Annotated in this window: 6 protein-coding genes; 2 read left to right on the forward strand and 4 right to left on the reverse strand. The window is 44.4% G+C overall.

Features of this window, described 5'->3' with window-relative positions:
• Both CAG68_RS07590 and CAG68_RS07595 read left to right on the forward strand, forming a co-directional pair.
• The coding region (locus tag CAG68_RS07590; RefSeq protein WP_161440975.1) for an efflux RND transporter permease subunit at nucleotides 1–1,640 on the forward strand (1,640 nt) is incomplete at its 5' end.
• Nucleotides 1,641–1,712: 72 nt separating this feature from the next.
• Nucleotides 1,713–2,279 (forward strand): DNA-3-methyladenine glycosylase I, encoded by a 567-nt coding sequence (locus CAG68_RS07595; protein WP_005378109.1) that lies wholly within the window; start codon nucleotides 1,713–1,715, stop codon nucleotides 2,277–2,279.
• Between the two features lie 24 nt (nucleotides 2,280–2,303).
• Here CAG68_RS07595 and CAG68_RS07600 read toward each other — a convergent pair whose 3' ends face one another.
• The 4 genes from CAG68_RS07600 to cls all read right to left on the reverse strand — a co-directional run bounded on the left by CAG68_RS07600 (nucleotide 2,304) and on the right by cls (nucleotide 7,202).
• Entirely contained in the window at nucleotides 2,304–3,164 is an 861-nt protein-coding gene (locus tag CAG68_RS07600; RefSeq protein ID WP_054574032.1) for a lipase secretion chaperone, read from the reverse strand.
• Between the two features lie 12 nt (nucleotides 3,165–3,176).
• Complete coding sequence (locus tag CAG68_RS07605; protein ID WP_104978988.1) at nucleotides 3,177–4,106, reverse strand: esterase/lipase family protein; 930 nt, start codon at nucleotides 4,104–4,106, stop codon at nucleotides 3,177–3,179.
• A 224-nt stretch (nucleotides 4,107–4,330) separates the two neighbouring features.
• Nucleotides 4,331–5,536, reverse strand: coding sequence for a cystathionine beta-lyase (locus CAG68_RS07610; RefSeq protein WP_017820862.1), 1,206 nt, complete (start codon nucleotides 5,534–5,536; stop codon nucleotides 4,331–4,333).
• A 211-nt stretch (nucleotides 5,537–5,747) separates the two neighbouring features.
• Entirely contained in the window at nucleotides 5,748–7,202 is a 1,455-nt protein-coding gene (gene cls, locus CAG68_RS07615; protein ID WP_005378105.1) for a cardiolipin synthase, read from the reverse strand.
• Nucleotides 7,203–7,297 lie beyond the last annotated feature (95 nt).

Consider the following 7,297-nt stretch of genomic DNA (forward strand, 5'->3'; position numbering starts at 1 on the left):
GGTTTACCGCTATCTCGTTGACACCATTCTTTGCTGACATCTTCTTTAAAGGCCAGAAGATTAAACAAGGTGAAGGGGAAGAAAATGATCCATATAACGGGGTTATTTTCGTTATTTATAAAAAGTTTCTTCAGTTTTGTATGCGTCGTGCTTGGTTTACCGTTGTGGTGCTGATTGCGGGATTAGCGGCAAGTGTTTACGGGTTCACCTTTGTGAAGCAAGCGTTTTTCCCATCTTCGACAACGCCGATTTTTCAGTTAGATGTATGGATGCCAGAAGGAACTGATATTCGAGCAACTAACACAACGCTTAAAGAGTTAGAAAGTTGGTTAGCTAAGCAAGAGCATGTTGACCATATCACGACGACCGCGGGTAAAGGCTTACAGCGCTTCATGTTAACGTACGCGCCAGAGAAAAGTTATGCGGCTTATGGTGAGATAACCACTCGTATGGAAAACTACGAAGCGTTAAAACCATTAATGGCGAAGTTTCGAGAGTATTTAAAAGCCAACTACCCAGAAATCAATTACAAGCTCAAACAGATTGAATTAGGCCCTGGTGGTGGTGCAAAAATTGAAGCGCGCATTATTGGTTCAGATCCAACCGTCCTTCGTACGATAGCCGCTCAGGTCAAGGACATCATGTACGCCGATCCTCAGGCAACAAATATCAGGCATGATTGGCGTGAACGAACCCAAGTTCTTGAACCGCAGTTTAACGAGAGTCAGGCACGTCGCTATGGCATTACAAAATCAGATGTCGATGACTTCTTGTCTATGTCATTCTCTGGAATGACGATAGGCCTTTACCGAGACGGCACGACGCTCATGCCTATCGTGGCTCGCTTACCTGAAGATGAACGTATTGATATTCGTAACATCGAAGGCATGAAAATATGGAGTCCAGCACAGAGTGAGTTTATTCCACTTCAACAAGTCACAATGGGTTACGACATGCGTTGGGAGGATCCTATTATTGTGCGTAAGAACCGTAAGCGTATGCTCACTGTGATGGCAGACCCTGATATTCTAGGTGAAGAAACCGCATCGACGTTGCAAAAACGTTTACAGCCCCAAATCGAAGCGATTCAAATGCCTCCTGGCTATTCACTAGAGTGGGGTGGTGAATACGAATCTTCTGGTGATGCTCAAGAGTCGCTGTTTACTACCATGCCAATGGGGTACTTGTTCATGTTCTTGATCACTGTATTCCTATTTAACTCTATCAAAGAGCCACTCATTGTTTGGCTTACCGTGCCACTGGCGTTAATTGGTGTCACCACCGGTTTGTTGGCGCTCAACACGCCGTTTGGTTTTATGGCATTGCTCGGCTTCTTAAGCTTATCGGGAATGGTGCTCAAAAATGGCATCGTATTACTGGACCAAATTGAAATTGAAATGAAGTCCGGTAAAGAGGCTTATGACGCGGTCGTTGATGCTGCGGTAAGTCGCGTCCGTCCCGTTTGTATGGCTGCTATCACGACGATCCTTGGTATGATCCCACTGTTGCCAGATATTTTCTTCAAACCAATGGCGGTTACGATTATGTTTGGTTTGGGTTTTGCGACAGTCCTGACACTGATTGTCGTGCCAGTGTTGTATCGTTTGTTCCATAAAGTGGCAGTACCGAAACAGGCTTAGTGCTACTGATATAACGATGAAAAATATCGCGCCTCTAGCTCATCAGTTAGAGGCGCTTTTTAAGGAAGAATAATGACAGAACAAAAAACGTGTGCGTGGGCGATGAATCACCCATTAGAACGCGAATATCATGATTCCGAATGGGGCGTGCCAGTATATGACGACCAAGTCCTGTTTGAATTTATTACTTTGGAAGGTGCGCAAGCTGGGCTTAGCTGGATCACCATCCTTAAAAAACGCGAAGGTTACAGAGAAGCGTTCGAGAACTACGACCTAGATGCGTTGGAACAAAGAAATGAAGAACGCGCTGAATACATCGTGGAAAACTTCGATGTTGTGAGACATCGCGGAAAGATTAACTCGGTATTTAGTAATGCCAAAGCGGCTAAAGCGTTAATTGCTGAATACGGGAGTTTATCAGACGCGTTGTGGCAGTTCGTGGACGGTGAACCAATCGTCAATCAATGGCAACATATGAGTGACGTACCAGCTTCGACAGAGCAATCCAAAGCCATGAGTAAATTCCTAAAAAAGAAAGGCTTCAAGTTTGTCGGTGAAACCATCTGTTATGCTTTCATGCAAGCCGTCGGCATGGTGGATGACCATATCGTTGGATGTCCTAAAAAGCAGAATAAGTAACGTTTGGCGATTAAGCTAATGTTGTTAGTTCTGGCTATCATGAATACGTTCCAAAGCTTCGATTCGACGCCATTGAGTGGTATCGAAGCTTTGTTTTCTTAAAGCAATGATTTCTGCCTGTTTTTCGTCTTGCCCTAGAAAATCTCTATTCAGAATATTTTGACGCTGCTTTAAGTAAGTGGCGAGTTGAGTCTCAAATGATGCTCTTTGCTCATCAAGCTTTTGGAGCCTCTGCGCTCCGGCATCTCCTACCAGAGCAACACGGGCGATGTACTTGTCTTGTGAATCAAGCTGAGAAGCTTGCTCGAGCTGCTTTGCTAATGCGTTATTGCGTTCACTTTCTCGTATGTAATCCGGTTGTTCTGATAACGCTTGATTGAGAAGGTGTTCTTGACTCTCGCTATCCGATGCCTGTGTTTTAATCGTCAGCTTTTCTAAAGCAAGTTGGCGAAGTCGGTTTTCTTCGTCAAACAATTGGGTTATCTGCACCTCGTTAAAGTATTGAAGCTGTAAGTTCAGTATTGCTTCATTCAGCATGGTTAACTGTTCAAGCGTTAGGTGGTTGTGCTCAAAAGGCTCTAATGCAGAGAGTGCTTGCTTGTAGGAAAGGTAGGTTTGAAAAAGTTTGGCATCAATATTCAGAGTTTGCTTTGCTAAAGTGTCATCATTAACTTCCGCTTTGATCGTATCGAGATCTTCTTCGCCCAGCCGGCTAAGAGAATATTCGAAGAAGTCTTTTGGGGAAGAGACATCGGCGGCTATATCTTGCTGAGATTGCGAATGGTTAGAGGTTATCTCTTGTTGTTTGTCGCTTTGCAACAGAGAAAGCGCTCCCACGCCAAATATCGAGAGCAGGATAAAAGTGGTGAGAGCGACTTTCTTCATTGTGATGACCTCTTATAAACCTTGAAGTTTGAGACGATTTGCATGTTGGCGATAAAGCGTGACTGGATCGGTTTCAAAAAGATGATGAATACCGAGTAGGCCGTTAATTTCATCCAAATGGTTCATTTGATAATCATCACGTATGACTTTGCCCAAATGTGTGCTGCACGCACCAACTAAGCCATCATTTGGCCCATCAAAGGCTAAGCCAAGTACCATCATGGCAGCATCGGTCGGATCGAAAACGTTTGTAAAAGTGGATGATCCGGTCCATGAGTAGTAATAAACGCCATTTGAAGCCAGCAAGTCACCATTACCACATTCACTGGTAGGGACTCCCTCCGGGTAGTGTTGGTTAAACGCTAATGATCCTTCCGTGGTTAATGCTGCTAGTGAGGCTAAAGGGTCTTGGTCGAGATCAGAACCACCTGATAGAAGATTAATAAGAGTAGTTAAGCCTTGCGCCAGTTTTACCGCGAGCTGCTCACTACCCGAACCCTCAGATACGGTGCCACGAACTAAATCTGCCACTTTAGACCCTTTATTAACGCCTCCTATACTCGTAACTGATGCGACTAGGTCAGGACGGACAGAGGCAACATAGCGCGTTGTTGGACCACCATGACTGTGACCAATGAGATTGACTTTCTCTGCGCCTATTGCTGCAAGTAAGGTTTCTACTTGAGCAAGCAGTTGCTCCCCTCGAACTTCGCTGCTATTGGTCGCGGATACCTGTGCAACATAAACCGTAGCGCCATCTTTTGTTAAGGAATGTGGTATTCCGAAAAAGTAATCAACGCCTGCCAGGGTATCAAAACCAAACAAACCGTGAACCAGAACAATCGGATACTTGGTTTGGGTATAACCTGTTGCAGCGTATACGGAGGTTATTGGGACGGTAACTAAGGTAAAAAGCATTAGCGCTATAAATTTGAGTTTCAAAACTATCTCCTTGTGGTATGACCTCTTATGAATGATAAAAAGTAGGAGAGAAACTCTAAATTTGAAAAGCCTATTTATGGCACATTATTTCATTCTGTGACTGCTCAATTGAAAAACAACACAAATGATTAACATCAATTAATGGTTCGGGTGAATGTTAGTTGATTCTAATTAAGTCAGAGGGTTATAAAAACGCCCCGCAATGCAGGGCGATTCAATCATTGTTATAGGGAGACTTCTTTTTCAAGCATTAAGGCGTTATAACGCGCAAAACCAGCCTCTAAATCAGCGATCAAGTCATTTACGTCTTCTAAGCCAATATGAATACGAACCAAAGTACCTTCAAAGTGTGGGTGAGCTACGGTTCTCAGGCTGTTAAAGCTCTTAGGTTCGTTAGCTAGAATGAGGCTTTCATAACCGCCCCAAGAGTAACCCATACTGAAGTGTTTCATACCATCAAGCAGAGCCGTCGTCGCTTTTGGATAAGACGTTTTGAGAACAAATGAAAACAAGCCGTTTCCACCTGTGAAGTCTCGTTTGAAAAACTCATGGCCAGGGCTTGTTTCTAAAGCTGGATGGCGGACATGATCAACTTCTGGGCGAGAAGCGAGCCACTGAGCGACTTTTAAACTGCTTTCTGCGTGCTGTCTTAGGCGAACATCCAACGTGCGAATACCTCGAAGACCTAGGTATGCGTCGTCAGGAGAAACGCACTGACCCATCAGGTAGCTTTGTTCACGAAGCTGATCCCAATACTTTTCAGAAGCCACAGCAGTACCTAGCATGACATCTGAATGTCCAACGATATACTTAGTCGCCGCTTGAATGGAAATGTCTACGCCATGCTCGAAAGGAGAGAAGTTCACGCCAGCTCCCCATGTGTTGTCAAGCATCACAATGATATCTTGCTCGTGGGCAATGCGCGCTAATGTAGGTACATCTTGGACTTCCATGGTTATTGAACCAGGAGATTCTAAGAAAAGGACTTTGGTATTCGGCTGAATCAAGTCTCGGATACCTTCACCGATCATTGGGTCATAATAGGTGGTTTCGATGCCCATTTTCTTCATGATGGTGTTACAAAAGTCACGAGTTGGTTCGTAACAAGTGTCCACCATTAGAATGTGATCGCCAGTTTCAACGAAAGAGAGGATGGCGTTTGAAATTGCTGCCGTTCCACAAGGGTAAAGCGCGCAACCAGCTCCACCTTCAATCTCAACCATTGCGTCTTGGAAAGCAAAGTGCGTGTTGGTGCCTCGGCGACCATAAAACAACGTTTTGTTTGCACGATTAATGGTGGCTTGGTTCTTTTCTGCAACTGTATTGAATACCACAGTTGAAGCGCGTTGAACGGGTGGGTTTACAACACCATTTGTCCACTTTTTATCGCGGCCAGCGGTAATGAGTTTGGTTTTTTTTCCCTCTGACATAAAAGTTCCCTGTCTTAAAGATTGCGGTTTGGAATATTTAAAACATGGACGACGTAGGTTATGCAAGGGAAAAGTCAACTATCAGCCAATAACAGCCAAGATGAACAGGTAATGATGTCGAGAGGTATCGTGTAGATAGGGAGCTAAAAGAACAAACCTCCAGCAGGATGCATGTAGCGCTGGAGGTTTTTTAGTCGGTGTATTTGAGGTATTAAAGGAGTGGATTGAAGAGATAGAACACTCGCTCTAAGAACCGAGAAAATAGGCTCCTTTTCTCCCATTCTTCCAATACAACAGTGTGAGATTGCTTAATATAGCTATCTTGTAACCAAGACATTTGCTTGGTGAACTCTTCGTCATCAACGGCGAGGGTCACTTCGAAGTTCAGCCACAAGCTGCGCATATCCATGTTTACGGTGCCAACTAAACAGAATTGGTCGTCAATTACGACAGATTTTGTATGCAGCAAACCACCATAAAACTCATAAATCTTGACCCCTGCACTCAAGAGCTCACTATAAAAAGCGCGTGACGCCCATTGTACCATCATAGAGTCATTTTTATGGGGAATAATGAGTTCAACGTCAATGCCTCGTTGTGCTGTCATCTTTAACGTTTCGAGTAAATCAGCATTGGGCACGAAATATGGTGTTGTGATTCGTACCGAGCGATTGGCTTGGTTTATTGCCAATGTTAATACTTGATAGATCAGATATTCCGGCATACCTGGGCCAGAAGGCACAACCTGAATAGGGTGTTGGAATTCACTCTCATCGATCTTGCATTCAGGTAGTCTCGGTAAATGACGTTCGCCAGTTTCGACTTCCCAATCCCAACAGTGGATGGCACTCAATACGTTTACCGTTGGTCCCGTAATGCGAACCATGATGTCCACCCAATGCCCGACGCCACTGTTTTGCTTGAAGTAAGCCGGGTCAACCAAGTTCATTGAACCTGTATAAGCAATTTCATCATCAATTACGATGATCTTGCGATGTTGGCGAAGATCAAGACGACGTAAGAAAATACGCCACATCTTCACTTCTAGCGCTTGAATAACTTCAATTCCAGCATCCTGCATCATTCGATACCAAGGACTTCTGAAAAAACGCGGGCTACCTGCTGAATCGAGCAATAGTTTGACATCTACGCCGCGTTTAGCCGCTTGGATAAGTGCAGAAGCGACAGAGTCAGCCAAACCACCCGGATGCCAAATGTAGAATACCATTCGAATACTGCTCTGCGCGTTTTCGATGTCTTCAATAATGGAATGCAAAATCTCATTAGGTGACTGTTGCAGCGACAATGTATTGCCGCTCAATGCGGGAAGACCAAGGCGGTTGTTACAAAGTTCATCGATTCGGTAGATGTGCCTTCCCATCGTTTCTGGGTTGTGCGCGTTACAGTCGTTAAGTTGACTGAACCACTTCTCGAATGGTGTAAACATCTCTTTCGCACGTTCGGCTCGTTTTCTGCCTAAGTTCAGTTCACCGAAGAGGAAATAACATGCGACACCCAGAACGGGAAGGATATAAATGATCATTAGCCAAGCTAAAGACACGCTCACTGCACGGCGCTTTAAAACGACACGAATGGTCACACCTGCGACCAGTAACCAATATAGCCCAATGCCAGCTAAAGTAAGAAAGTGATAAAACTTGTCCATATACGCTCAGAGTAATATGCCCTTCTAGGATATTAAGCATAAAAGTGGGTTGGGGGAATAGATTTCCCATTTAGACGTGGGATTGACCTTATATG

This window comes from Vibrio sp. V42_P2S4T144 (assembly GCF_009904715.1).
Taxonomy (GTDB): domain Bacteria; phylum Pseudomonadota; class Gammaproteobacteria; order Enterobacterales; family Vibrionaceae; genus Vibrio; species Vibrio alginolyticus.